The organism is Aerococcus sp. UBA6277, assembly GCF_002440555.1.
Classification (GTDB): Bacteria; Bacillota; Bacilli; order Lactobacillales; family Aerococcaceae; genus Aerococcus.
Map to the genome: position 1 here is coordinate 1 of NZ_DJUR01000008.1, position 25,918 is coordinate 25,918.

20 protein-coding genes are annotated in these 25,918 nt (G+C 42.4%); 18 read left to right on the forward strand and 2 right to left on the reverse strand.

Annotated elements, in window-relative coordinates:
- The coding region (locus tag B2V22_RS01355; protein ID WP_290489983.1) for a YvrJ family protein at nt 1-181 on the forward strand (181 nt) is incomplete at its 5' end.
- Between the two features lie 58 nt (nt 182-239).
- Here B2V22_RS01355 and uvrC read toward each other — a convergent pair.
- Nucleotides 240-2,135 (reverse strand): excinuclease ABC subunit UvrC, encoded by a 1,896-nt coding sequence (uvrC, locus tag B2V22_RS01360; protein WP_290489984.1) that lies wholly within the window; start codon nt 2,133-2,135, stop codon nt 240-242.
- Nucleotides 2,136-2,471: 336 nt separating this feature from the next.
- On the opposite strand from uvrC, the gene B2V22_RS01365 reads away from it, so the two are divergent.
- From B2V22_RS01365 to B2V22_RS01385, 5 genes are all read left to right on the forward strand, one after another.
- The gene (locus tag B2V22_RS01365) at nt 2,472-3,833 is read left to right on the forward strand and encodes a metallophosphoesterase (protein ID WP_290489985.1); all 1,362 of its coding nucleotides are present in this window, start codon (nt 2,472-2,474) and stop codon (nt 3,831-3,833) included.
- A 113-nt stretch (nt 3,834-3,946) separates the two neighbouring features.
- Nucleotides 3,947-5,305, forward strand: a complete 1,359-nt coding sequence (locus tag B2V22_RS01370) for a DEAD/DEAH box helicase (RefSeq protein WP_290489986.1) — start codon at nt 3,947-3,949, stop codon at nt 5,303-5,305.
- Nucleotides 5,306-5,407: 102 nt separating this feature from the next.
- Nucleotides 5,408-6,787 carry a bifunctional UDP-N-acetylglucosamine diphosphorylase/glucosamine-1-phosphate N-acetyltransferase GlmU gene (gene glmU, locus B2V22_RS01375; protein WP_290489987.1) on the forward strand — a complete coding sequence of 460 codons (1,380 nt, stop codon included), beginning with the start codon at nt 5,408-5,410 and terminating at the stop codon, nt 6,785-6,787.
- A gap of 125 nt (nt 6,788-6,912) precedes the next feature.
- On the forward strand, nt 6,913-7,908 hold the full coding sequence (locus B2V22_RS01380) for a ribose-phosphate diphosphokinase (protein ID WP_290489988.1): 996 nt from the start codon (nt 6,913-6,915) through the stop codon (nt 7,906-7,908).
- A gap of 217 nt (nt 7,909-8,125) precedes the next feature.
- Nucleotides 8,126-9,067 carry an AEC family transporter gene (locus B2V22_RS01385; RefSeq protein ID WP_290489989.1) on the forward strand — a complete coding sequence of 314 codons (942 nt, stop codon included), beginning with the start codon at nt 8,126-8,128 and terminating at the stop codon, nt 9,065-9,067.
- Nucleotides 9,068-9,153: 86 nt separating this feature from the next.
- Here the strand turns inward: B2V22_RS01385 and B2V22_RS01390 are convergent, their stop codons facing one another.
- A complete protein-coding gene (locus tag B2V22_RS01390) occupies nt 9,154-10,110 on the reverse strand; it encodes an L-lactate dehydrogenase (RefSeq protein ID WP_290489990.1) in 957 nt (318 codons plus the stop codon).
- 827 nt (nt 10,111-10,937) lie between these two features.
- On the opposite strand from B2V22_RS01390, the gene pth reads away from it, so the two are divergent.
- The 12 genes from pth (at nt 10,938) to B2V22_RS01450 (ending at nt 25,904) form a co-directional block, all read left to right on the forward strand.
- Nucleotides 10,938-11,501: an aminoacyl-tRNA hydrolase gene (pth, locus tag B2V22_RS01395; protein ID WP_290489991.1), complete on the forward strand. Its 564-nt coding sequence runs from the start codon at nt 10,938-10,940 to the stop codon at nt 11,499-11,501.
- 22 nt (nt 11,502-11,523) lie between these two features.
- Nucleotides 11,524-15,225 carry a transcription-repair coupling factor gene (gene mfd, locus B2V22_RS01400; RefSeq protein WP_290489992.1) on the forward strand — a complete coding sequence of 1,234 codons (3,702 nt, stop codon included), beginning with the start codon at nt 11,524-11,526 and terminating at the stop codon, nt 15,223-15,225.
- 3 nt (nt 15,226-15,228) lie between these two features.
- Complete coding sequence (locus B2V22_RS01405; protein ID WP_290489993.1) at nt 15,229-16,905, forward strand: putative polysaccharide biosynthesis protein; 1,677 nt, start codon at nt 15,229-15,231, stop codon at nt 16,903-16,905.
- Between the two features lie 279 nt (nt 16,906-17,184).
- Nucleotides 17,185-17,463 carry an RNA-binding S4 domain-containing protein gene (locus B2V22_RS01410; protein ID WP_290489994.1) on the forward strand — a complete coding sequence of 93 codons (279 nt, stop codon included), beginning with the start codon at nt 17,185-17,187 and terminating at the stop codon, nt 17,461-17,463.
- Nucleotides 17,464-17,559: 96 nt separating this feature from the next.
- Nucleotides 17,560-18,003, forward strand: a complete 444-nt coding sequence (locus B2V22_RS01415; RefSeq protein ID WP_290489995.1) for an FtsB family cell division protein — start codon at nt 17,560-17,562, stop codon at nt 18,001-18,003.
- A 95-nt stretch (nt 18,004-18,098) separates the two neighbouring features.
- Nucleotides 18,099-18,659, forward strand: coding sequence for a S1 domain-containing RNA-binding protein (locus B2V22_RS01420; protein ID WP_290489996.1), 561 nt, complete (start codon nt 18,099-18,101; stop codon nt 18,657-18,659).
- 191 nt (nt 18,660-18,850) lie between these two features.
- The gene (gene tilS / locus B2V22_RS01425; RefSeq protein WP_290489997.1) at nt 18,851-20,302 is read left to right on the forward strand and encodes a tRNA lysidine(34) synthetase TilS; all 1,452 of its coding nucleotides are present in this window, start codon (nt 18,851-18,853) and stop codon (nt 20,300-20,302) included.
- Nucleotides 20,303-20,498: 196 nt separating this feature from the next.
- Nucleotides 20,499-21,050 (forward strand): hypoxanthine phosphoribosyltransferase, encoded by a 552-nt coding sequence (gene hpt, locus B2V22_RS01430; protein WP_290489998.1) that lies wholly within the window; start codon nt 20,499-20,501, stop codon nt 21,048-21,050.
- An 80-nt stretch (nt 21,051-21,130) separates the two neighbouring features.
- Nucleotides 21,131-23,296 carry an ATP-dependent zinc metalloprotease FtsH gene (gene ftsH, locus B2V22_RS01435; RefSeq protein ID WP_290489999.1) on the forward strand — a complete coding sequence of 722 codons (2,166 nt, stop codon included), beginning with the start codon at nt 21,131-21,133 and terminating at the stop codon, nt 23,294-23,296.
- Between the two features lie 342 nt (nt 23,297-23,638).
- Entirely contained in the window at nt 23,639-24,514 is an 876-nt protein-coding gene (gene hslO, locus B2V22_RS01440; RefSeq protein WP_290490000.1) for an Hsp33 family molecular chaperone HslO, read from the forward strand.
- A gap of 75 nt (nt 24,515-24,589) precedes the next feature.
- Nucleotides 24,590-25,519, forward strand: coding sequence for a PLP-dependent cysteine synthase family protein (locus B2V22_RS01445; protein ID WP_290490001.1), 930 nt, complete (start codon nt 24,590-24,592; stop codon nt 25,517-25,519).
- 49 nt (nt 25,520-25,568) lie between these two features.
- The gene (locus B2V22_RS01450; RefSeq protein WP_290490002.1) at nt 25,569-25,904 is read left to right on the forward strand and encodes an ArsR/SmtB family transcription factor; all 336 of its coding nucleotides are present in this window, start codon (nt 25,569-25,571) and stop codon (nt 25,902-25,904) included.
- Nucleotides 25,905-25,918: the final 14 nt, after the last annotated feature.

The window sequence follows — 25,918 nt, forward strand, 5'->3', positions numbered from 1 at the left end:
AGTCCTATTTGACGAAGAGCCTCTTTTATATAAGGAGGTGGTGGTTTTGGATATGTTGGATGTTTCCATGCAACTGATTGGTAATGTTGGCTTTCCCATATTCGTGTCGATTTACTTGATGACGCGAACAGAGAAAAAGCTGGATGACCTAATCGCAGCCGTAGAGAAACTAGCACAATAGAAAAAGGCGTCTAGCCCATTCAATTTCGAATGGGGCTAGACACCTTTTTTAATGCATGTTACTCACTTAAATCCGGATTAATATCTAACAGAATTTCGTCAACTGCATTCGTTTCGTCAGCATCAACTACTTTAATATCATCAACAAGGCCCTCATTTGCATAAGGCGAGTCTTTTTGCCCGTCCCAAGCAGCCTTATGAATTTCAACAGCCACTTTTTCTGGAATAGATAATGCTTGAATATCCGCAATCTTTGCTTCGCGAACAGCTTTCATCGTTTTAAAGTGACGCAAGACCTTGGTCCGCGTCTTAGGACCCACGCCGTCAATACCGTCTAATTTAGAAGTAAAGGATTGTTTACTTCTTGTCTTACGGTGGAAGGTAATAGCAAACCGGTGGACCTCATCTTGAATTCGTTGTAAGAGATGGAAGGCCTGTGACCGAGGATCAAGAGGGATAATCGTTAGCGGGTCACCAAAAATTAGGTTGGCCGTCCTATGCTTATCATCCTTAACCATACCAGCCACTGGAATGTCTAACCCAAGCTCATCTTCCAAGACTTCCCTGGCAGCATTCACTTCAATTGCACCACCATCCATCAAGATTAAATCAGGGAAATCCCCACCTTCTTTCAGGAGTCGACCATACCGGCGACGGATAACTTCTTGGGTTGTCGCAAACTCATTAGATCCATCAACCGTTTTGATCTTGTACTTCCGGTACATAGATTTATTCGGACGCCCGTCCTCATAGGCCACCATCGCCGATACCGGGTTTGTCCCTTGGATATTTGAATGGTCAAAGCTTTCAATGACTTTCAAGTAAGGCAGGTTCAATGCTTCAGACAATTGGTCGACAGCACCAGTCGTTTTTTGTTCCTTCATAGCCAACAATCTAAATTTATCTAGATGGGCAATCTTGGCATTTCGTTCCGCCATCTGCAGCATCTTGTGCTTGTCGCCTCGTTTAGGTGTCGATACCTTCACCTCAACCGTATCCGCAATCAAGTCATTGTCCAAGTTACCCGGCACCAAAATTTCTTTAGGCTTCGTATGATTGGCTTCTTGGTAGAATTGGACGATGTAGGAAGTCAACTCCTCTTCAGGGTCAGAATACACTGGGAAAAGGGCCGAGTCTCGCTTAATAATAGAAAACTGCCGTAACAAGAATACCTGGATGGAAATCCAGCCTTTGTCAAAGTAAAAGGCGAAGACATCACGGTCGTTGTATTGCTTAGACATGATATTTTGCGGTTCGACAGTTTGTTCAATATAGTTGATTTGATCACGGTACTCAGCAGCCCGTTCAAACTGCAAGTCTTCAGAAGCAGCGGTCATTTTCTCTTTCAAATCATCTTTAATATTCTTCACATCACCATTTAGGAAACGGCGAATCCGTGCTTTCTGAGCCTCATATTCTTCAACCGGCACTTCATGGTCGCAAGGGCCAATACATTGTCCAAGGTGGTAATAGAAACATGCACGCTTCTCATTCTTCCCGCACTTACGCAAAGGATAAGTCTTCTGCAGCAAATCGAGGGTACCGGATGCCGCATAAATGTTCGGATAGGGACCAAAGTACTCGCCACCATCATCTTCCACCACAGACGTAATAATCATCTGCGGATCGCGCTCCTTGGTAATCTTGATATAAGGATACATAGTCCCATGCTTCAAGCGAATATTAAAGTGAGGCTGGTGTTTCTTAATCAGATTAATCTCCAGCAGCAAACTCTCTTTATCTGTTTGCGTGACAATATAGTCAAAATGGTCAATCTCACTCACAAGCTGAGCCGTCTTACCAGTATGGGTCGACTTGAAATAAGAACGGACACGATTTTTTAAATTCTTCGCCTTACCAATATAAATAATCTGGTCATCAGCATTCTTCATAATGTAGCAACCAGGCAAAGTTGGTACAAGGGTTAACAAATTCTCAATTAACTCACTAGCCATCCTTGGCCTCCTTTCGTCAATAATAGCGGCCCTAGCATTAGACCACAAAGTTTCGTAATTTAAATTTCAGGATAAGTATTTTTTCCTATTCAATCCAAAATTATACCACGCAGCAATGGTTTTTGGCAGTAATTTGAATGCTGGGGTGGAATAGTAGCTTAGAGTGGGTATATTTCACCTTTGTGTTATAAGGATTGGGCTTGATATGGTAAAATATACAACAAAGCTAGCAAGTACAGGGTGGCCCTTTTTCAAGAGGGCTACTTGTAGATAAAGTAAATTTCCTAGGCTGGGTGAGATTTGAGTTTGGGAAATAAAAACCAAGGAGGAATTATTATGGCAAAAAAATCAGCTTTCAACACTTTATTAGGCTTGGGTACCTTAGCGTTAGGTGCTGCTTATGTTAGGTGGCAAAATTATACTGTTGGAACGACAGATTACTTTGTCGAGAATCCTCGTTTCAAGGACAGTTTGAATGGCTTTACCATTGCCCACCTGTCTGACTTACACCTACCTGATCAAAATGTAGACTTGAATGATATTTTAGATCATGTCTATGAAATGCAACCGAATATCATTGCGATTACAGGAGATATTATCCAAACGGATGCGTCTAATATAGACGAAGCGACGCTGTTTACTTTCTTTAAAGCTTTAACAGATATCGCGCCAACTTTTGCGACTTTTGGTAACCATGACGCGGCGTCCTTACAATACAATCTTTTAATTCGGACTATGGGGGCAGCAGGAATTGTTCACTTAAATGACCGAGCCATTACCTATACTTATAAGGGTCAACCGCTGACCTTGATAGGCTTAGATGATAAAATGAACAAGTACTTCCTAACTGGGGATGCCTTGAGAACAGTGGATTTAACAGCTGAGCAAATGGCTCAACCCAAAATTCTATTGGCCCACCATCCTGAAGCCTTCTTGCGTTATCATGAAAATATCAATAAATCACCTGATTTGGTTTTATCAGGTCATGCCCATGGTGGTCAAATTCGTGTACCAGGAATCGGTGGTTTATTCGCGCCTAACCAAGGGAAATTACCCAAGTATACAGCAGGTGTTTTCTACTTACCAGGTAACCCTGACAAACAAATGGTGGTTTCACGAGGGATTGGGGCATCAAGCTTCCCAATTCGTTTAAACAACCGTCCAGAAGTGATTGCAGTCCATTTAACAACGGATATTGACCGGGCTGTTGACGGGTTGACTAAATCCATTGATTACATCACTGAGCAAGAGGGTGGGATAACCTTTCAGCAATTAGAATCCCAATACCTAGCCCGCAAAAAAGAACGTGCGCAAGCGCAAGGATACTTTTCGGTGAATCCGGAGGCTACTAGTAGCCCAGAAATTATTGAGGCCATTGATGAAGAAACAAACGCTGCTGCTTATACATTGCTACCAAATGAGGGTGAAGAAGACATGACAGATCCAAGAGAAAATCCTTTTGTAGACAACGATGACTTTGATGATGACGTAGTAGACCGCACAAGTATTGATGCACCAAAATACGAGGCTGACGAAGACAAAGTACCGCATAACCCAAGTATGAAGTCGTCTTATATCTTGTTGGACCCAGAGACAAATGAAAAAACAGTCGTAGATAAAAACGTAAATGCAGAGAAAATTTTCTCTGATAATTTAAATGAAGATGTATTTATTGTGAGGGACCCTAAGAAAAAGTAGGGGTTACATACTTACAAGAGAGGGCCTAACCATGGCCCTTGTCTTTTGTACAGGGTCTCAAAGCAATCGCAATTGTTAAATCAAATCAATAGATAAAGAAATAGAGGACAAAAATGACGGAAAATGATACACAAATGACTGATTTTGTAAGCCAATTACCTAATGGGCTTCAAGACAAATGGCAGTCAGCTGGCTTTGGCCAAGCAACTGACATCCAAACTGAGACCTTCCAACCCATGTATGATGCCCAAAGTGTGATTGCATCAGCACCAACAGGTTCAGGGAAAACCTTGGCTTATTTACTACCGGTCTTAAGCAGAATGTTGGCTGAAAGAGAGGCGTCTGAAGGTCAATACAATGGGGGCTTGAAACTGATTGTTTTAGTACCTTCACAAGAATTGGCTTCCCAAGTGGGGGACGTGGTCCAATCCTGGGCACGCGCTGTTGACTTTAAAGCTATGAAAATTATTGGTGGTGCCAATGTGAAACGACAAATCGAAAAGATTCGGGAAAGACCGGATATTATTGTCGGTACTTCAGGCCGGATGATTGAGTTGATTGATCAACGTAAATTGAAGGTTCATGAAGTGGATACCATTATTATTGATGAGGCAGATGCCTTGTTAGATGAAGAACATATCGGCCAAACCAAGCAATTAGTTAAAAAATTACCAGGTAGAGTACAAGTGGCTTTATTTTCAGCCACAGTGCCTGATACATTAGCTGGCTTAGCGAGTGATTTGTTGTCTGAACCAGTGGTTGAATTAGCGGCTGAAAAAATCGGTTCTGCCTTTGAAAAGCAAAGACAAGATGGCTATATCACTGTTCCTGTTCGTAAACGTGACGATATGTTACGGCGACTTGCCCAAGTTGAAGGGATGCAGGCTTTAGTCTTTGTTCGTACGGTAGCTGAAATTGAACAGTTGCAACAAAAATTACAGTTCAACCATATTCAAACGGCTTACTTGCATTCAAAGATGGCGGCGCAAAACCGTCAGCAAGCTATTGCCAAGTTCACAAAGGGTGTATACACTTATCTATTTACAACGGATGTGGCGGCTCGTGGTTTGGATATTGAAGACCTACCTCTGGTGATTCAGTATGATTTACCAGCGACGCCTGAACAATATACCCACCGGGCTGGGCGGACTGGCCGCATGGGGAAAGCTGGACTGGTCTTGACTTTCGTTAATGATCGTTCGCTTAGACATTTGAAGAAGCAGGTTGGTGAGGATATTCAGCTGACACCATTCTATACTTATGGGGGTCAATTGACGGACCAGGTACCGAGTGCGGGCCAGAACGACGAAGATCACCCCCTTTTACAGGAAGAAAAAGAGGAGGCGACTGTTAAGGCAAAAGCGCGGGTGAAAAAACCGAAACAAGCGAATAAAGCGACACCGGCTAAGGCGCGGAAGAAAAACCGTAAGCGGGATAATAAGAATAAAGGGGCTAGACGGCACAAGGGTTAATCTGGACTGGTCGAAAGCCTTGGAATTCGATACAATGAAGTAGTAATAATCGGTTATATATTGAATAGTAAATGAATGATTTTAGAGGAGTGAATGTACATAATGAGCAACCGTTATGCAGTAATTCTAGCAGCAGGTAAAGGGACTCGTATGAAGTCTAAATTGTATAAGGTGTTACACCCAGTTGCGGGTAAACCTATGGTAGACCACGTTTTGACTAGTGTGAATGATGCTGGGATTGATGAAGTGGTGACGATTGTTGGTCATGGTGCGGAAGCGGTCCAAGAGTTATTGGGCGACCGTACGGCTTATACAACGCAAACGGAGCAGTTGGGTACTGGTCATGCGGTACAACAAGCGGCGAGTGAATTGGCTGATAAAGAAGGTACGACTTTAGTCATTTGTGGTGATACGCCTTTATTTACAGCGGATACGATTGCGCGTTTGTTAGATGTGCATGAGAAAGCTGGCTTTAAAGCGACAATTTTAACTGCGCCTGCTGATGATCCGACTGGGTACGGTCGTATTGTCCGTGATAAAGAGGGACAAGTGGTGAAAATTGTTGAGCAAAAAGATGCTAATAATGCTGAAAAATTAATTACTGAAATTAACACAGGAACATATGTTTTTGATAATGCTTTATTATTCGACGCTTTAAATAAAGTCGGTAATGACAATGCGCAAGGTGAATACTACTTGCCAGATGTGATTGAAATCTTGAAGGAAGCTGGCGAGGCTGTTGGGGCCTTCCAAATGGATAACCTAGATGAGTCACTTGGGGTAAATGACCGTGTGGCTTTAGCGCAAGCTAACAAAACCATGTTTAAACGTATTAACGAATACCATATGCGCAATGGGGTAACGATTGTAGACCCGGATGCGGTTTATATCGAAGCGGGCGTTGAAATTGGCGCGGATACAGTGATTCAACCAAATGTATATCTTAAAGGGGACACTGTGATTGGTGAAGATTGCCATATTTACGAAGGGACAACAATCCGTGATTCTAAGATTGGTGACCGTGTGAAAGTCCGTGCTTCTGAAATTGAAGAAAGCCAAGTGAAGGATGGCGTGGATATTGGGCCAAATGCTCACTTACGTCCGGCATCTGTTATTGATGAAAATGCCCATATCGGAAACTTTGTGGAAATTAAAAAAGCACATATTGGTGCGGGCACTAAGGTCGGTCATTTAACTTATATTGGTGACGCAACTTTAGGCAAAAATATCAATGTTTCTTGTGGTGTGATTTTTGCAAACTACGACGGTGTCAACAAACACCATTCAACAATCGGGGACAACTCATTTATCGGATCTGACGTGACGATCATTTCACCTGTAAATGTTGAAGCCAATGCCTTCTTAGCAGCTGGTTCAACGATTACCAAAGATGTCCCAAGCAAGGCTTTAGGGATTGCCCGTTCACGTCAAGAAAATAAAGATGGTTTTTGGGATAGATTACCAATTGGTAAAAAAGACTAAGGTTGCAAACACTTTAACCAAATTCACATTTTTCGATTCGCTATTTAGCTAACAATCATCGTTCTTCTATGGTAGAATAGTTACGATAAGAGTGTCTGAGCATTCAGTATTGTGGAGGGAAAAAAATGTCAGAATCTATAGTCGATCATGGACTAAAAATCTTTTCATTGAGTTCAAACAAAGAACTTGCTGAAAAAATTGCAACTTCAATGGGCGTAGAGTTAGGTCATATGTCGGTATCACACTTTAGTGATGGTGAAATTAAAATTGCAATTGAGGAATCAATTCGTGGGGATAATGTTTATATTATCCAATCAACATCTGATCCAGTAAATGATAACTTGATGGAATTGTTAATCATGATTGATGCTTGTCGTCGAGCAAGCGCCAAAGCAATTAACGTAGTTATTCCTTACTTTGGTTACGCACGCCAAGACCGTAAGGCGCAGCCACGTGAACCAATCACAGCTAAGTTAGTAGCGCGTATGATGGAAAATGCTGGTGCAACCCGTATTCTTGCGTTAGACTTACATGCTGCACAAATTCAAGGTTTCTTTGAAGCACCTGTTGATCACCTTTACGGTGCGCCATTACTAGCTGAATACTTCTTAACCAATGAAAGATACACTGATTCAGACATCGTTGTTGTTTCACCTGACCATGGTGGGGTTACACGTGCACGTAAACTAGCTGAATTCTTAAAAGCACCGATTGCCATTATCGATAAGCGTCGACCTAAAGCAAACGTTGCTGAAGTGATGAATATTGTTGGGGACGTTGCCAACCGTCACGCCATCATCATCGATGACATGATTGACACAGCGGGTACCATTACCCTTGCAGCATCAGCAATCAAAGACGCGGGCGCATTATCTGTTGTGGCTTGTTGTACGCACCCAGTTTTATCTGGTCCAGCTATCCAACGCTTGGAAGATTCAGTATTAGATGAAGTTGTCGTTTCCGATTCAATCTACTTAACAGATGAAAAACGTATCGACAAAATCAAACAAGTAACAGTATCTGAATTAATCGCGGAAGCCATTGTACGTATCCACGAAAATCGTTCAGTATCACCATTATTCAACGAAAAATTCGAAGGCATGCACCACGTCATTGAATAAGCCCTTTGATGAATGAGTGATAGATAAATTGAAAAGAGCGGTCCTACCATTGCTGGCGGGACTGCTCTTTTATTGTCTTGGCAATTCCCGCACCTAGAAATCTTGGAGCGGTATGCTACAATGGTTTTATTGTAAATTATTCAGGTGCGGGAAAAGTCGTAGTCCCTTGTATTCACGCCAAGCCTTTGTCAAAAACATTATATATTGGAGGAAATTTATGTTTGGTAACTTTATGATCGGGTTTAATGCAGTCATGCCGATGTTAATCTATATGCTTTTTGGTCAGTTTTTTGCTCAAGCAGGGATGATTAAGCAAGAATCCTTCCAAGACTTTAATAAAGCCTTATTTAAAATTTTGCTACCAATCAACTTATTCACAAATATTTATAAGTCTGATTTCAAGCAATCATTCAATGGCTATGCCTTGACCTATATCCTTGTCATCGCTTTGACCCTATACTTTATTCTAGCCTTTATTATCCCAAGGGTATCCGGTGACAGGACTCGTTATGGGGTGATGCTACAGGGGTCAGTCAGAGCTAACGCCATCCTATTTGGTTTACCCTTAGGGACATCTCTATTGGGTGAAGAAAATATGGGTATGGTAACTATTACTTTAGCCATCATCGTGCCCTTTTGGAATATCATGTCGGTTATTGGTTTTTCCTTGTATTCAGAAGATAAAGTCTCTTTTAAACAGATGGGTAAAAGTATTATCACTAACCCAATGGTGATTGCCACGTTTATTGGTTTGATTGTTGTTTTACTGGGTCTACAATTTCCAGAAGCCATCAATACTTCTTTAACCAATATTAACCGTATGGTATCACCGCTTGCCTTAATGGTCATGGGTGGGACTTTCTCTTTTGCTAAATTGAAAGATGTCGATTTTGCCTTAATCTTTACGGTAACCAATAAATTGATTATTATTCCTCTAATTGGACTTACCCTCGGTGCTATTCTAGGATTTAGAGGGGATGCAATCATCTCTATTCTGATTGCCTTCGCTGGGCCAACGGCTGTATCGTCTTATGCTCAAGCCGTTGCGGCGGACGGAGACGGGGACTTAGCCAACCAAACAGTGGTGTTTACGACCATTTTTTCTATGATTACCTTGGTATTCTTGATTACATTGATGAAAACATTCGGTTTATTCTAATAAAACAGAAAGTAAAACCCCCTAAGTCGCGGAACTTAGGGGGTTTTATTATTAATACGCTTCTTGTAGTAGATTGAATTGGGCAATTAAAGGTCTAATTTTGCCCAAGCTGTTTCTAAGGTGTCGCGTAATTTAGTTGCTGACAAGTCCATTTGTTGTTGCTCGTGGTCGTTTAAGTCAGCTTCGATAACATTACGGATACCTTCACGGTTGATGATAGCTGGGGCACCAATGTAAACATCATTTTGTTTGTATTGGCCATCTAAGTAAACAGATACAGGTAGGATAGCATTTTCGTCATGTAAGATTGCTTTTAAGATGCGGACTAAAGATACACCAATTCCGTAGTAAGTTGCACCTTTTTTCTCGATAATCTTATACGCCTTATCACGTACGTTGTAGAATAAGTTCACTAAAGCTTCTTCGTCGATTGTTGAGGTTTGTGATAGCCATTCATAAATTGATTGGCCACCGATATTTGCGTGTGACCATACAGGGAACTCGGTGTCACCGTGTTCACCCATGATGTAGGCGTGGACGTTTCGTGCGTCAACATCTAATGTAGTAGCTAATTCTTGACGGAAACGGGCTGAGTCTAATGACGTACCAGAACCGATGACGCGGTTAGTAGGTAGGCCAGAGAATTTCCAAGTTGCGTAAGTTAAGATGTCTACTGGATTAGTAGCTACTAAGAAGATACCGTCAAAGCCTGAAGCCATAATTTGATCAACCATGCTCTTGAAGATACGCAAGTTTTTATCCACTAAGTCTAAACGTGTTTCACCAGGTTTTTGTGCAGCGCCGGCAGTAATCACGACAACATCAGCGTCAGCACAATCATCGTAAGTCGCCTTGTAGATTTTCTTAGGAGATGTGTAAGCTAGGGCGTCGATAAGGTCTAATACATCACCTTCAACGCGGTCTTCAGCTAAATCGATAATTCCTAATTCTCTACCAACACCTTGAATAACAGAAGCATATGCAAATGCAGATCCTACAGCACCATCACCAATTAAAATAACTTTTTGACCATTTTTTGACATAATAGATTCTCCTTAACTTTTTGTCTCTTATAGTGTACAAAGCAAACCATATGGTAAATGTTCCATTAACCCGTGCAAAGCTAGTGAACAATCAGTTTAAAAATTAGCTTGTTGATTAGTTAGTGAAATATTTAACATAATAATACCATTCTGTTTAAAAAAATCAATAGTTTTTTGCCATTATTTTTCAAGTTCTATACAATACATTGAATTTTATAACAGTTGTAAACGGATACAAACGCTTGTTATCAATGGTTTTTAAAAAATATTAAAAACTGTTACTTTTGTTGTTGAAATCTGTACTAATGAAAACGAGTAAATTCGGCATAACTTTGTGAAAAGTTACTTAAATACTTTGCGAACGAAACAATATTGTGTCGAATTATAGGCGATTTCTTGCAAAAAGGGGACGGTGATGATGGAGGCTGACCACTTTTGATTAGTCCTCCACCCCTATTATGGCAAAAATGTATCCGCTTTCCAACTGAGACCTATTCAGACCACAAAAATTGTCCACTATAACACGTGAACAAATTGAACTAGGGGTCAATATGCACAAGGGCCAGGCTTTTGCTTTTTAAGTCGAGGGGCTCTTTGTGGTATAATATATTTATCGAATATACAGGCGCTGTACGGGCTAACTCGCTAGGGGCGAGTGAACGTCCGTACAGGTTTTTGCGTATTAATAAGGATTTAGGCTACGAATTTAAAGTCTATTATCGAGATGAAGGCGGTTAATCCGCCAAAAGCTAGAAAATACGTATTCAAAAAAATTTAAATCAAGTATCTGAACAAATAAGCGACATAACAACAAGGAGACTTCAAGAATGAAATTAATCGTCGGATTGGGTAATCCAGGTAAAAAATATGAGGGCACACGCCACAATATCGGTTTTATTGTCTTAGATGAATGGGCTCACCAACATAATGAGACCTTCAACAAAACAGGCTTTAAAGGGGAATACTTTGAAACTTTTGTTAATGGAGAAAAAGTGATTTTCTTAAAACCAACTACCTTTATGAATAATTCTGGGGAAGCGGTTGGTGCTATGGCCAACTATTATTCAATTCCAGTAGAAGATATTTTAGTGGTTTATGATGATTTAGATATGGATCCAGGCCGGATTCGTTTACGTCAAAAGGGGTCTGCTGGTGGACATAACGGGGTAAAATCATTGATTGCCCACCTTGGCACAGACAAAATTCGCCGCATTAAATTAGGTATCGGCCATCCGGGTAAAGACGGGACCGTTGTCAACCACGTCCTATCTAGATTTCCAAAAGAAGACCATACGCCAATGCTTGCAGCTACGCGTGCAGCGGTTGAAGCCATTGACTACTGGTTGGCGGGTCATTCTTTTGAGGAAACCATGACCAACTACAACAATTAGCCGAGAAAAGGAGGGAGACCGCTTGGATTTACAAACATTTTTCTTGCAGGAATCTCAAAATGAGTCATTTAAACAACAAGCCAAATCAGGTCAGTCAGTCCTTTATCTAGGCCTTCAAGGGGCAAGTCGGGCTTATATGGCTAAGACCTTACTTAATTTGGCCAGTGAACAAAAGGTCGTCATCGTAACCAATAATCTATTGCAGGCAGACCACTTTTATAATGACCTGCAAGGTGACTTTTCTGATGACCAATTGCATCTTTTTAATGTACCAGAATCTGTGGCAGCTGACTGGGCAATTGCCAGTCCAGAAGCCTTGGCCGACCGGTTGACTGTTTTAAATTGGGCACGCGACCCGAAAACAACCGGTGTTTTAATCACACCTATGTTTGGGCTGAAGCGCCTGCTGACCCCAACTGAAATTTGGGATAATACGCGTTTATTAGTCAAGTTAGGGGACGAGTTAGAACCAGCTACCCTAGTTCAACGTCTGTTAAACCAGGGGTACCAACGAGCTGAAATTGTCATGACCCCAGGTGAAATGAGTCAGCGCGGCGATATCGTAGACTTTTATCCTATAAATGCCGAATATCCGATTCGAGTGTCTTTAGCTTTTGATGAGGTGGAGCGGGTCTCAACTTTTGATCCAAATACTCAAAAATCACTACAAGACCAACCAAATATCAATATCCAACCATCGCAAGAATTCATTGTCTTGCCTCAACAATTACAGGCCCAAGCTGATGCTTTCCAAAAATTGATGGCCAAGTCGTTGGCTAAGATTAAAGACGACGTGGTTAAAGATTTAGCGACTGCCGTTGTTAACGATGAAGTCCTCGCCTGGAAAAATGGTGAAACCACGGAAAACTCAAAATACTTCCACCGGTATATTTACCCAGAAACGACAACACTTCTTGATTACATTGGCGACCAGGCTTTCTTAATTTTGGACGACTATGCGCGTTTAATTCAAGAAGAGGCAACTTGGACTAGCAATACCGAAATGTACTTACAAACCATGGTTGAAATGGGACAGCTACCGGCTCAAGTCCAAGTATATGTAGACTTTAAAGAAGCTATTCAAGCTTTTAAAGGTCGTAAATTTTATTTTTCAGTTTGGCAGCAAGGACTAGGATCACTGAAATTCGACGGCCTTTACCAGTACCAAACAAGAATGATTACTCAGTTTTATGACCAAATGGACGCCCTGAAAATTGAGCTAGATGCTTGGATTCGTACAGGTCGAACAGTGGTTGTTATGTTAAAAGACAAGGATCGGGTGAAAGAAGTCCAAGCCATTTTGCGGGAAATAGACGTGATGGCTGAAGCAACGGACGAAGGAAATATCTTCGCCAACAAAGTTAATTTAATTGCAGGTGGACTATCTGGATCGATTGAATTTGTCCAAGAGCGCTTAGTCTTACTGGCTGAAGCGGATATCTTCCATACCCAGAAGAAACGACGTAAGGCTAAGAAACCACTGATTTCAAATGCGGAACGAATCAAAAACTACCAACAGTTAGAAGTTGGGGACTATGTGGTTCATGTTAACCACGGGATTGGTCGGTATACTGGGATTGAAACGATCGAGTTTGCTGGCACCCACCAAGACTACTTGACCATTGTCTTCGCCGATCAGGCAGCTATTCATGTGCCAATTGACCAGATCGATTTGGTTCAAAAATATGTGTCTGCTGAGGGGCGTGAGCCAAAATTAAATAAAATGGGCGGTAGCGAATGGGCGAAAACCAAGCAGAAGGTGTCCAGCAAGATTGAAGATATTGCGGATGAACTGATTGACTTATACGCCTCTCGTGAAGCCCAGAAAGGTTTCGCTTTTAGTCCAGATACTGCTGAACAGGCCGAATTTGAAAATGCCTTCCCGTATACAGAAACTGATGATCAAGTCCGGTCGATTGCTGAAATTAAGAAGGATATGGAAGAAGAGAAACCGATGGATCGATTACTTGTTGGAGATGTCGGTTTCGGGAAAACGGAAGTCGCTATGCGAGCTGTCTTTAAAGCCTTAATGGAAGGTAAACAAGTTGCTTTCTTAGTGCCAACGACTGTTTTAGCCCAACAACACTACGAAACCTTCACTGAACGGTTCGCAGACTGGCCTTTTGAAATTGGCTTGTTATCTAGATTTAGAAGCAAGGCCCAACAAAATGAAACCATTGCGGGCTTGAAAAAAGGGCAAGTGGATATTGTGATTGGTACCCACCGCGTCCTATCTAAAGATGTTGAATTCCTCGATTTAGGGCTGTTAGTGGTTGATGAGGAGCAACGGTTTGGGGTGAAGGCCAAGGAAAAATTGAAGGCCTTGAAAGCAAATGTGGATGTCTTGACCCTGACGGCGACACCGATTCCTCGTACCTTAAACATGTCTATGCTAGGGGTTCGGGACTTATCCGTTATTGAAACACCACCAGCTAACCGGTATCCCGTCCAGACTTTTGTAATGGAACAAAATTACGGGGCTGTCAAAGATGCCATTGAACGAGAAATTGCTCGAGATGGTCAAGTTTTCTATCTCTTTAATAACGTGGGCCAAATAGAAGAAAAAGCAGCCTTTATCAATGAGTTGGTCCCTGAAGCGAGGGTGGCCATTGCACACGGTCAAATGACTGTTGTCCAACTGGAAAATGTCATGATGGACTTTGTTCTTGGTGAGTTTGATGTATTAGTTACGACTACCATTATTGAAACAGGGGTCGACATTCCTAATGCCAACACCTTGCTGGTTGAAGGGGCCGATCGGATGGGTCTATCTACCCTTTATCAATTACGGGGTCGGGTTGGACGGTCAACTCGAATTGCCTATGCCTATTTCATGTACCGACCAGACAAGATGTTGTCTGAGGTATCTGAAAAACGCTTGATGGCCTTACGTGATTTCACGGAACTAGGGTCTGGTTTCAAGATTGCCATGCGTGACTTGTCCATTCGTGGGGCAGGTAACTTACTTGGAAAACAGCAACACGGATTTGTTAACTCAGTCGGTTTCGATCTCTATTCGCAAATGCTTCGTGAAGCAGTCCAACGTAAACGGGGCATTTTACCGGCTAAGAAAACTGAGCCAGTGGAAATATCACTATCTATTGATGCTTATATTCCACAGACCTATATCCAGGATGAGCGGCAAAAAGTGGAGATTTATAAACGGGTGCAAGCCATGACCAGTGTCGATGAAATGTGGGACTTGGATGATGAGTTGATGGATCGATATGGTGAACCACCAATTGAAACGCAACTTTTACTGCAAGTAGGTGCGATTAAAGCGGCGGCCGATAAGATTGGTGTGACAAGTATTAAACGCATTGCTGCCAACAACACCATAGAAGTCCTTTTCCACGAAAATCTTGAACAAAAAATTATGACTCAAGCTATCTTCAAGGCTTTAGAGGACAATCCTTTCCGCTTAGCGATTAAGCAAGTTGGCGCTGCCTTAATGATTAGCCTAGGTTTAAACAAGTTGTCTACTGAAGAATGGTTGGATTACTTACTGCAATTTACAACCAAGTTAGCTGATGACGAAAACGTGGTCCAAATGAAGGCGGACCAATTGGCCAAGGAAAAAGCTGACTACGAGAAAGCACAAGCCCTAAAAGCTGAACAAGAGGAGGCGGCGAGTAAAGCTGCTGTAGACGCTCAAGTGAAGGCTGCTGAAAATGAAGCGAATCAAACTAATTTAGGTCAAGAAAATGACCAAGCAGGTGACTAGAAGGTGAAAAATGACGATTCAAAGGCAAGCTCAACAGGCCAAGTGGCCATGCAAGGGGCTGTTGTTCTAACGCTCGCGGCCTTAGTAGCTAAAGTATTGTCTGCTATTTACCGGGTCCCTTTACAGAATATGGTCGGTAACGAAGGTTTCTATGTATACCAACAGGTCTACCCAATTTACGGAATAGGGATGACCTTCGCTTTAAATGGTTTACCATCCTTTATGGGGAAGCAGGTCGCACTACAAAATAACAACCGGCAAAGTAAATATTTGTTGAAGAGATACGCAGTCATTGTATCGGTCTTTGCGCTCGCTTGTTTTGCCTTAATTTATTTTGGGGCTGGTTGGATTGCGGCGATGATGGGTGACGGTTTACTGGCGCCTGTTATCAAAAGCGTGTCTTTTATGTTCCTCTTGATGCCAGGTTTACTCTTGTCCAGAGGTTTTATGCAGGGGCGTAATCTTATGACCCCAACCGCTATTTCGCAAGTTGCCGAGCAATTTGTCCGGGTGGCAGTTATTTTAACTGTCGCCTTCACCTTTAGCCGGATGCAGGGGACTGGCGCGAATCCTGATGTCTACCAGATGGGTTTTTGGACTATGCAATCAGCGTGGATTGCTGCCGCAGCCGCTTCTGTCGTCATGGCGTATTACTTATTAAATTACCGCGAGAAGGCCATGTATCAAGACTTCCTAGCCGGCCATTATGGGTTGGGTCAAACGAGTGAGACTGGTGATGATACAGGCTTATCTTGGACTAAGTTAACCAAAGAATTTGTCACAGAAGGCTTTGTGATCTGTTTCTTCTCAGCCTTATTGGTCTTTTATCAGCTAATTGACGCCTTTACCGTTTACGACCAATTGGTAGATAATGGAATTGCGACGGCGGTAGCCAAGGATATGAAGGGCATTTACGACCGCGGCCAGCCCATCGTCCAACTGGGTATGGTTGTGGCCACATCGCTTGCCACTTCATTCTTACCCACCCTTGCTTTAGTGAAAAAGGGTGACAGAAAGCAAGCTGACGAATTTGAAATCGTCAGTAGACAATACCTACGGGTGACACTCTTTTTCGCCACCCTCATTACAGGCGGTTTGATATCGATCATGCCCCAATTAAACCATTTCCTATTTGCTAGTTCTGCTGGCTCCGAGGTCTTAATGGTTTATGTAATGATGGTCATTTTCGCCAGTCTCATATTAGGGCAAAATAATATTCTCCAAGCCCAAGGACATTGGTATAAAGCAGGTATTGCCTTTGTGGTCGGCATGCTGGTTAAAGGGATGTCTACAGCGAGTTTAGTTGGTTTCCTAGATACGGCAGGTGCCGCCTGGGCGACTAATTTAGCTTTAGTGGCTATGAGTATTTACCTAGATTGGACCTTGCCTAAGGAAGTGCGTGTGTTGAAATGGAGGCGAGTAGCCTTTAAAGCAGGATTACTAGCTGTTTTAATGGTTGCGGTGAACTTTACCTTAGCTTATTTATGGCACCGAGTATTAGGGATAGCGCCGGAACGGTTGATGGAGGCCTTGTTGATGGGGGTTCAAATTCTTGTAGGTGTTTTGTTGATGGTGGTTTACTTACGGAAAGACCCGATATTAAGCCAAGTCGAATGGGAAACCTTGCCAAAAGGCGAGTTGATATGGCGGCTATTGCAAAGACAAAGCGTAGTGAAGTAGTGCACATTCCGGATATGGGAAAGGCGTCTCAAATACGGGGATGTTGTTTCCAATAAGGGTGTAATCATTTCGCCTAGAGAATCGGTAAAGTTTGTAAGGGTATTAATCCGTGAGCAAACAAGCAAATTCTTAGCTTATTGGTAAAGGCTAGGACCAAATCATGGTATACTAGCATTAAGATAATGATGAAAAAAGTTTTTTGTAGATTAATTTAGAGAAAAGTAAAAGAAACTAGCCAAATTTTCAAAAAAATATGTATAAAATAAAGGAGCAAGATTTTTGCGATTAGATAAATTTTTAAAAGTATCCAGAATTATTAAAAGAAGAAGTGTAGCTAAAGAGGTTGCGGACAAAGGTCGGATTACCATTAATGGTCGTCCAGCTAAGTCAGGTACAGATGTGAAAATCGGTGATGAATTGGTGATTACATTTGGAAATAAAGACCTGACTGTTCGCGTTGAAAACTTGAAGGAAACGACACGTAAAGATGAAGCCGAAAATATGTTTACCATAGTTGACGAAAGTTACCACGAGGATCAGGAAAAAGGTAGTCTCTAGTCTTGATTTATGATGGCGCTAGCTTTGAATTATTGTTATACTATTTTAAGTATATGATTGACGGATTCAAAACCACCATAGAAAGGGGTTTTTGCTATGCGGCCAGAAGATCATCCCGACCGTGAAAGCAAAAAAGTGACATCATTAGAAGAACACCGTAAAGCAAAAACCAAGAAGTGGTCACGAAAGCCAAAGACTACAGCTGATTGGATTACCCGACTTGTCGTTGGTATCTTCGCTGTTGTGACTTTGGGTTGTGTGTCGACTGCTTATGCAGCACACAAGGACCAAGAAGGTGTCGAAGAACAAATCGCTTTAACTGAAGATGAGATTGCTGGTGAACAAAAGGCAATTGATAGCTTAAGCCAACAAGCGACCTTGCTAAAAGATGATGAATACGTGGCTAAATTAGCGCGGTCACGTTACTACTTAAGTAAAGATGGGGAAATTATCTTCAGTGTACCTGAAGATAACGCCTCTAAACAAGCTGAGATATTAAATAAGGCTTATTTACAAAATCAAGAAAATAATGATGAATAAATTGTGCTGAAAAGGTAAACTAGAAATAGCTTTACTCGTCCGGTTAAAAATCCATTTACCGGATGCAGGAATTTCAAGGAGGATATTTGGGATACATGGCAATTGAAGTAGGAAATAAAGTTACCGGAAAAGTTACAGGGATTACAAAATTTGGTGCATTTGTTGATTTAGGAGAAGGCAAGAATGGTTTAGTCCACATCTCTGAAGTGGCTGAAGGCTACGTAAAAGATATCAACGATGTCTTATCTGTTGGAGATGAAGTAACTGTTTTAGTGACCAATGTAGCTGATGACGGTAAGATTGCATTGTCAATCCGTCGTTTAAACGCAGATGGCGCAAGCAAACCAGCGTCTTCTAATCGCGGAAACAACGATGGTGGCGGTCGCCGCGACCGTAGCAACCAAAACTTCCGTAAAGATGATAACCGCGACAATCGTGGTGGCTATCAAGGTAAACCAAAATCAAACAACCATTCAGGTGGTCGTTCAAACTTTGGTGGTGGGCATTCATTCAAGTCGAACGCTGGTAACAAAGCGGGAACTAATGACTTCGATAGCATGATGTCATCATTCTTAAAAGACTCTGATGACCGTTTAACTTCTTTAAAACGTAATACAGAAGGTAAACGTGGTGGCCGAGGTGGCCGTCGTTCTTAATAAGAAATGAGGGGTGTGTGACCACAAGGTACATAAACCCAAAACGAAGCGTAGACACATGTTGAGAGGTCTGTGGCAATTTGTCGCAGACCTCTTTGATGTTTAACGGTGATTAGGATAAATAGGGACACTTAATAAAGTACTCAGAGCATTTTTGCGTAAGCAAAAACTTAGGAAAGGAGCGGTATGTGATGGGAAAAAATGTATTAAAGATCGTAGAAGACTGGCTTGTGGCGACGAAAGACAAGTTGAAGTCGCAACTACCTACAGAATACGTGCCGATTGATGGGCACCCCCCCTTTCTATTGGCTGTGTCTGGTGGCGTCGATTCAATGGTTTTATTAGATTTATTCTATCGCTTAAGTCAAAGATCCTTAGTCACTTTTTCAGTAATCCATATCAACCACCAGCTTCGTCCTGAATCAACGGCTGAGCAGGATATGGTCATCAATTTTTGTGAGGCTCGTGATATTGCCATTCAAGTAGTGGCTTGGGACCACGATGACCCGCAAAATCCAAACCGGTCGGAATTGGCGGCACGCGAATTCCGTTATGCGGTCTTTGAGCGGATGATGGTCTTGACTAGGTCCCCATTCTTAGTGACTGCCCACCATCAAAATGATCAGGCGGAAACGGTCTTGATGCGGTTGGTCCATGGGGGGCGTTTAAAGAGTATTGCTGGCATTCATCCCTACCGTCCTATCCAATTGGACAAGGGCTTGCAGACGGGTTATGTACTCCGCCCGCTGTTGTCAGTGGATAAGGCTGATTTATATGACTATGCAGCGAAACGGCAGGTTTCTTTTAGTGAGGATGCGTCCAATTTTGATCTGTCTTATACCAGAAACAGGTTTAGACAGCAGTATCTGCCGGAATTGGAAGCGGAAGATGGCGCCCTTGTTGACCATCTGGGTGACTTTGCCTTGACTGCTCAAGCGACCAGCCGGTTTGCGGACGCTTATATGGACCAAATTTTAAGAGGTGTCTTGATGAAAAAAGATGACACCTGGCAAGTTGATTTGGCGGCCATATCGGACTATGACTTGTCTGAACAAGTCTTGTTGTGGCAACGAATATTCGACCAAACGAGGGTTGCTGACTTGGCCGCCTTTACGCAAGATGGCTTTAAGCGGATGGTGGCTTTCTTACAGAGCGAGAATGGTCAGGGTGAGTGGCGGTTGCCGGGAGGCTACCGCCTGGTCAAGGTGTATGATACGGCCTATATTCTGCCCGGTGGCCGGTCTGATTTCTTGGCGGGTGCTGGTGCCGCCGGTAAGAGGACTGAGCAAGTTTTAAGTTGGCAGGACTGGGTGGCAGTAGGCGACCGGGTCAAGGTTGGTTGGTTTGACGAAGACCAAGCGGATGTTTATTTGGACCAGGGGGCAGTCTTGTTGGCTGAGGTGGGTGCTGACGTTAGCTTGACGGTGCGCAATCGCCTTCCCGGAGATTTTATCCGACTGTCAAACGGACATCGACAAAAGCTGAATCGCTTTTTAATCAACGAAAAAGTCCCGTCTGGTATCCGAGACGATATTTTTGTATTAGCGGATAACCAGCAAGAGGTGTGGGGCCTCTTTTTCAATGGAGAGGTTTTATATGTAAACCGGAGTGGTACGGGGGCTAAAGTATTGGTAAATTTTTAGGGGTTTTTGACGTATTTGTTGGCGTTTAATGGTAAGATTGTTATAATACTTTTCGCTTATTGAATGTTTTTAGGGTGATTTTTCAGCGCTAAAGGGGCTAGATTTGGATGAGTAGTCTTAATTAATTGCTATTAAATTGGGTTATTTGCTAAAATAACCTAGAATTATGTGAAATGAAATGTGGAGGATTATAGGCATGCATAAAGATGTAGAGGAAATTTTAGTTTCGACTGAGGAAATTGCGGAACGTATTCAGATGTTAGGTGAGGAGTTAACGGCGGATTATCAAGATAAGAACCCGATTGTGGTTGGTATTTTGAAGGGGTCTGTCCTATTCATGTCTGACTTGATTCGTGCAATGGATGTTAAATTACAAATTGACTTTATGGATATTTCTAGTTACGGCGGTGGTGTTGAGTCATCAGGTCAGGTGAAAATTTTGAAGGATTTAGACGCGGATGTGTCTGGTCGTCACGTGATTATTGTTGAGGATATTGTGGATACTGGTAATACGCTAGCGAAAATCCATGATTTGTTCCAACACCGTAATGCAGCGAGTGTGAAGGTGGTTACTTTACTAAATAAACCTGAACGTCGTACTGCCAATGTTTCAGTGGATTATATTGGTTTTGAAATCCCTGACAAATTTGTAATTGGTTACGGTATGGACTTTGATGAAGAGTACCGACAATTGCCTTATATCGGTATTTTGAAGCCTAGTGTTTACGCACATTTATTCCATAATTAGTGAGTTAGTTTATTTATATCTATTTTTTACTATATTACTACAGGCTACTTTAAGAACAAGAATTAGAATGGGGAAAATGAATGCAACAAAAGAGACCTAACAGACCAAATAGAAACACCTTCATTAGAAGTGGTTTGCTATGGCTGATTATGTTCTTTGCTTTGATGGCATTAGTTAGATCATTAACGAGTGATTCTACTGGTGGTACCACTGAAGAGTTAACACAATCAGAATTTATTCAAACACTTTCTGATGGGGATGTAGAGCGTTTCTCTATCCAATCCAACGCCGGGGCTTACCAAATCCGCGGTGCTTACAAGGATTCGGGTGAGGAATCAAGTGCATCGTCATCGTCAACTAGTGATGGGATTCCAATTTTCCAAGATTTACAACAAAGCTCAGCTTCTGAGTTTGTGGTAAACGTTTTGCCTAATGACAACACGATTGCAACGATTACGGATGCAGCGAATGCGACCGGTACTGAAATGACTGCCTTAGAAGAAGACCAGTCTGGTATGTGGTTGAGCTTATTATTCACTGCTGTACCGATTATTTTCTTCGTTGTGATTATGTATATGATGTTCAGCCAAAGCCAAGGTGGCGGTCGAAACAACCCGATGTCTATGGGTAAATCGAAGGCTGTTGATCAATCGAAGAAAGAAGTAAAAGTGCGATTCTCTGATGTCGCTGGTGCGGATGAAGAGAAACAAGAGTTGGTTGAAGTGGTGGACTTCTTGAAAGATCCACGTAAATTCCAAGCTTTAGGTGCCCGCATTCCAAAAGGTGTGCTTTTAGAGGGTCCTCCAGGTACTGGTAAGACGTTACTTGCTAAAGCAGTTGCCGGTGAAGCTGGCGTGCCTTTCTACTCAATCTCAGGTTCTGAGTTTGTGGAAATGTTCGTTGGTGTCGGTGCTTCTCGTGTACGTGACTTATTCGAAAATGCTAAGAAGAGTTCTCCATCGATCATCTTTATTGATGAGATTGATGCTGTTGGTCGTCGTCGTGGTGTTGGTCCAGGATCAGGTCATGATGAACGTGAGCAAACATTGAACCAGTTGTTGGTTGAGATGGATGGTTTCTCTGAAAAAGATAATGTTATCGTGATTGCGGCAACTAACCGTTCTGACGTATTGGACCCAGCGTTACTGCGTCCAGGCCGTTTTGATAGACAGGTATTAGTTGGTCGTCCAGATGTTAAGGGACGTGAAGCAATCTTGAAAGTACATGCCCGTAATAAGCCGTTCGGCCCAGGTGTGGACTTGAAGGTATTAGCGCAACAAACGCCAGGATTTACTGGTGCTGAACTGGAAAACTTATTAAACGAGGCGGCTTTAGTGGCAGCTCGTGTAGATAAGAAACAAATTGACATGATTGATATTGATGAAGCGCAAGACCGCGTAATTGCTGGTCCGGCTAAGAAAGACCGCGTGATTTCTAAGGTTGAACGTCGCATGGTCGCTTACCACGAGGCTGGTCATACAATTGCTGGTTTAGTCCTAAGCGACGCCCGTGTAGTCCACAAGGTGACAATTGTACCGCGTGGTAAAGCTGGGGGTTATGCGATTATGCTTCCTCGTGAAGACCAAAACCTTTACACAACGAAAGACTTGCGTGAACAAGTGATTGGTTTGCTAGGTGGACGTGCTGCTGAACAATTAATCTTCAATACCCAAACTTCTGGGGCTTCTAACGACTTTGAACAAGCGACAGGTATTGTTCGTGCCATGATCACCGAATACGGTATGAGTGAATTACTTGGACCAATTTCGTACGAAGGTAACCACTCAATGCGTGGGGCAGATTCTGGTTATGCACAAAACAAATCTTACTCTGAACGCACAGCTGGTCAAATTGATGACGAAGTACGTAAATTCATGGACGAGTGCTTGGAAGAAGCAGAAAGTATCTTAGCTTCTCACCGTAATCAATTAGATGTGATTGCCGAGAAATTACTAGAACTTGAAACATTAGATGAACGCACAATTCGCGCCTTATTCGAAACTGGTGAAATGCCAGAACCATTAGATGGCGAACAAGAACGTGAATCAGAAGCTAAATCTTTTGAAGAAGTGAAAAAAGATTTACAACGTGGTGCTGAGCACCGTCAATACCGTAATGGTGAATGGTCTGAAGAAACGACTTCAGAAAATCAAACCGAAGCGGCTGATGATGTTAATGACGCTGATGACGACAACGACGATCATCAAGGTCCACAAGGGCGAAACGCACATATAGATCAAGACTAAGTAAGGGTGTGAGCGGACCCGATAAAGGTTTAAGAGCCTACTTTTCTTGAATCAATTCAAAACCTCCGATGATATTTTATCGGAGGTTTTTCAGTGCAATAATGAAATGACTTCCCTAGCGCCAATATACGGGATTGGTAAACCAATAATGATTGCGTTTCACAAAATCGTGCAGTATCTTTCAGATGTTATGCAGTTTTCCTAACGGTTCATTATTTAGCGGTTTGCTTTATACAATGCTGACTATTATATTTTCACTGTTCGCCAAATTAGGTTAGAATGGTAGTTGAAGCGCGACAAGCGAATAATGGGTGCCTGGCACCTAATAATGGAGTGAAATAAATGACAGATAAATTAATTAAGGCAGTGGCCTTTGATGGTGAAGTTCGTATTACAGCTGTAGATGCTACAGGTGTTGTCCAAGAGGCACAAAAGAAACATGATACATGGTCTGCTTCTACAGCAGCTCTAGGACGTACGTTAGTGGGTACGTTGATGATGGGGTCTGATATTAAAGATGACGCTAAAATCACCGTCCAAATTAATGGGAACGGCCCAGCTGGTAAGTTGGTGGCTGTTGCGGACGGTCAAGGAAATGTGAAAGGTTACGTTCAAGAGCCGCATATCAGCCTAGATCCAAACGATAAAGGCAAGATTGATGTACGCGGCGCGGTCGGAACGGAAGGTCTTTTTACCGTAACAAAAGATTTAGGTTTGAAAGAACCTTTCTCTGGTCAAGTGCCAATTGTTTCAGGTGAAATCGCTGAAGACTTCACTTACTACCTTGCTTATTCTGAGCAAACGCCTTCTGCAGTAGGTCTAGGTGTCTTGGTGGATACGGATGAAACAGTGATCAATGCTGGTGGTTGGATGATCCAATTAATGCCAGGGGTGACTGAACCGTCCATTGAAGCCGTTGAAAAGGCAGTTGCTGAAACACCGCAAGTAACTGAATTATTGTCAGATGGTGCGACAGCCAAAGACATGATTAACCGTTTGTTAGGTGAAGCAAATGTCAAATTCTTAGATGAACGTGATGTGCAATTTGCTTGTGACTGCAATAAAGACCGTTTTGCAGCTGGATTAGCGACTTTACCAAAAGAAGAAATCACAGCTATGATCGAAGAAGATAACGGGGCCGAAGTAGTATGTCAATTCTGTAATAAACGCTATCAATTCACAGCTGAAGATTTAAAAGGCATTGAAGACCAAGCTTAAGGGCAAGGTTTGTTATAATAGGCATAATCAACAAGGCTATGTAATCATTTTACAGAGAAAGGTTTGAGTTAGAAGATGGAAGTTACAAATTATATGAGTCAATTAATCGGAGAAACACCGTTACTGAAATTGCAACGATCAGTCCCATATAAAGCCGCCCAGGTATACGTCAAACTCGAAACAGCTAACCCAACCGGATCAATTTACGACCGAGTTGCCTTAAACATGATTGAAGTAGCGGAAATTGAAGGTCGCTTAAAAGCTGGCCAAGAAATTGTGGTCGCAACGACAGCCGAAGTTGCTGCCTCTTTCGCCTTACTAGGAGCGAGCAAGGGTTATGATACAAAGGCCTTTGTCCCAGATACATCCACGCACCATGACTTGACAGTCTTGCGTGCATACGGGGCTCAAGTGCAACTAGTAGCCGGCAAACAAGGTGTTGTAGATGCCTTGACCCAAGCGCGGGCTTACGCTGAAGCGGGCAACCACCTACTTATTGATGTTTACGATGATGAGGGCAATGCTGCTGTCCATGAAAAAACAACAGGACCAGAAATCATCGAAGCCTTAAACGGGGCGCCAGATGCCTTTGTATCAACTATTGCAACTGGTGGGACGATGACGGGTGTTGGAACAGCCCTTAGACAAGAAAATAAGGACATTCAACTTTACGCGGTAGAAGATAAGGATGCCAAATTCTTGTCAGGTGAAATGGCCAAGCCGAGTGTAGCTACGGGATTCAACCCAGGTTTATTGCCTTTGAATTTGGATAACACTTTATACGACGGTATCGTGGCTATTGATTTGGCCAAGGCCAAAGAAACTAGTCGCTTGTTAGCCATCAATGAAGGTTTATTGGTAGGGCCAGCGGGTGGTGCGGCAGTTGCAGCAGCGATTGCGGTGGCTAAAACCCTAGGCCGGAATAAAAAAGTAGTCGCTGTTATTCCAGATGACGGCAGACGATTTGTTGCTGAAGGTGCTTTCGACTTCAATATAAGCAATTAATAGAAGTAATTGAGTGAATAAACATTATTAAAAGTGAAAGAAGGCTTTTATGAAGGAAGCAGAAAATCATCTTGAGAAGCTACGTGGGACGGTTGAACCTGAGCAAATTCAACATTTGAGTAAAATGTTTAAGGCTTTGGGGGATCCGACAAGATTACGCATACTATATTTATTGGGTGAAGGCGAAATGATGGCCACTAAGATTTCTGAAGAATTAGGTTTGGAACAATCTGCAGTGTCCCACCAATTAAAGAAATTGTTTGAATTGCGACTAGTGAAGAAACGTAAGGAAAGAAATACGGTCATTTATAGCCAGGCAGACAGCCATGTCCTTCAAATTTTAACGGATGCCTTTACCCATATTAAAGAAGAGGATAACCATTAATTGAAAGCATAAGC

Excerpts from the sequence above, each read along its gene's own strand:
- uvrC (WP_290489984.1), bottom strand. The coding sequence starts at position 2,135 with ATGGCTAGTGAGTTAATTGAGAATTTGTTAACCCTTGTACCAACTTTG.
- B2V22_RS01365 (WP_290489985.1), top strand. The coding sequence starts at position 2,472 with ATGGCAAAAAAATCAGCTTTCAACACTTTATTAGGCTTGGGTACCTTA.
- B2V22_RS01370 (WP_290489986.1), top strand. The coding sequence starts at position 3,947 with ATGACGGAAAATGATACACAAATGACTGATTTTGTAAGCCAATTACCT.
- glmU (WP_290489987.1), top strand. The coding sequence starts at position 5,408 with ATGAGCAACCGTTATGCAGTAATTCTAGCAGCAGGTAAAGGGACTCGT.
- B2V22_RS01380 (WP_290489988.1), top strand. The coding sequence starts at position 6,913 with ATGTCAGAATCTATAGTCGATCATGGACTAAAAATCTTTTCATTGAGT.
- B2V22_RS01385 (WP_290489989.1), top strand. The coding sequence starts at position 8,126 with ATGTTTGGTAACTTTATGATCGGGTTTAATGCAGTCATGCCGATGTTA.
- B2V22_RS01390 (WP_290489990.1), bottom strand. The coding sequence starts at position 10,110 with ATGTCAAAAAATGGTCAAAAAGTTATTTTAATTGGTGATGGTGCTGTA.
- pth (WP_290489991.1), top strand. The coding sequence starts at position 10,938 with ATGAAATTAATCGTCGGATTGGGTAATCCAGGTAAAAAATATGAGGGC.
- B2V22_RS01415 (WP_290489995.1), top strand. The coding sequence starts at position 17,560 with ATGCGGCCAGAAGATCATCCCGACCGTGAAAGCAAAAAAGTGACATCA.
- B2V22_RS01420 (WP_290489996.1), top strand. The coding sequence starts at position 18,099 with ATGGCAATTGAAGTAGGAAATAAAGTTACCGGAAAAGTTACAGGGATT.
- tilS (WP_290489997.1), top strand. The coding sequence starts at position 18,851 with ATGGGAAAAAATGTATTAAAGATCGTAGAAGACTGGCTTGTGGCGACG.
- hpt (WP_290489998.1), top strand. The coding sequence starts at position 20,499 with ATGCATAAAGATGTAGAGGAAATTTTAGTTTCGACTGAGGAAATTGCG.
- ftsH (WP_290489999.1), top strand. The coding sequence starts at position 21,131 with ATGCAACAAAAGAGACCTAACAGACCAAATAGAAACACCTTCATTAGA.
- hslO (WP_290490000.1), top strand. The coding sequence starts at position 23,639 with ATGACAGATAAATTAATTAAGGCAGTGGCCTTTGATGGTGAAGTTCGT.
- B2V22_RS01445 (WP_290490001.1), top strand. The coding sequence starts at position 24,590 with ATGGAAGTTACAAATTATATGAGTCAATTAATCGGAGAAACACCGTTA.
- B2V22_RS01450 (WP_290490002.1), top strand. The coding sequence starts at position 25,569 with ATGAAGGAAGCAGAAAATCATCTTGAGAAGCTACGTGGGACGGTTGAA.